At 63.6% G+C, this 1,199-nt stretch carries 1 protein-coding gene; it reads right to left on the bottom strand.

Features of this window, described 5'->3' with window-relative positions:
* On the bottom strand, window positions 1-1,199 hold a 1,199-nt coding region (gene glyA / locus ACR0M9_RS21090; protein WP_480774606.1), incomplete at both ends, for a serine hydroxymethyltransferase.

The following is a 1,199-nucleotide window of genomic DNA, read 5'->3' as shown; positions in this document are numbered from 1 at the left end:
CGTTGCCGTCTTCGCCGTTGGCGGCCAGGCCGTCGACCACTTCGATGATCCAGTCGGCGATCTGGCGGAACTCGGCCTCGCCAAAGCCGCGGGTGGTGCCGGCGGGGCTGCCAAGGCGGATGCCCGACGTGATGGTCGGCTTTTCCGGGTCAAACGGCACGCCGTTCTTGTTGCAGGTGATATGCGCCCGGCCCAGGGCCTTTTCGGTGGCGTTGCCCTTGACGCCCTTGGGGCGCAGGTCGACCAGCACCACATGGGTGTCGGTGCCGTGGGTCACAGTGTCGAGCCCGCCCTTGATCAACTGATCGCTGAGCGCCTGCGCATTGGTCACGACCTGCTGGATATAGCTTTTGAACTCGGGGCGCAGCGCCTCGCCAAAGGCCACGGCCTTGGCCGCGATCACATGCATCAGCGGGCCGCCCTGAATGCCGGGGAAGATCGCCGAATTCACTTTCTTAGCGATATCTTCATCATTGGTCAGGATCATGCCCCCACGTGGGCCGCGCAGGGTCTTGTGTGTGGTGGTGGTCGCCACATGCGCGTAGGGGAACGGGCTGGGGTGCTCGCCCGCCGCAACCAGACCGGCGAAATGCGCCATGTCCACGTGCAGATAGGCGCCGACCATGTCGGCGATCTGACGCATGCGGGCAAAATCGATCTGACGCGGGATGGCCGAACCGCCCGCGATGATCAGCTTGGGGTTATGCTCTTTCGCCAGCGCCTCGACCTGATCATAGTCCAGCATGTTGTCCTGCTGGCGCACGCCGTATTGCACGGCGTTGAACCACTTGCCCGACTGGTTGGGCCGCGCGCCGTGGGTCAGGTGGCCACCCGCATCCAGGCTCATGCCCAGAATGGTGTCGCCGGGCTGGATCAGCGCCTGGAACACGCCCTGGTTGGCCTGGCTGCCCGAGTTCGGCTGCACATTGGCAAAGCCACAGCCAAACAGCTGCCTGGCGCGGTCGATGGCCAGATTCTCGGCGATATCAACAAACTCGCAGCCTCCGTAATAGCGCCGGCCCGGGTAACCTTCGGCATATTTGTTGGTCATCACCGAACCCTGCGCCTCCATCACGGCGGCAGAGACGATGTTCTCGGACGCAATCAGCTCGATCTCGTCGCGCTGACGACCCAGCTCAGACCGGATCGAGCCAAAAAGCTCAGGATCGCGGTCCGACAAGGACTGGGTGAAAAATCCG

Source organism: Ruegeria sp. CH2, assembly GCF_056537065.1.
This window is presented reverse-complemented; position numbering and strand designations above follow the sequence as displayed.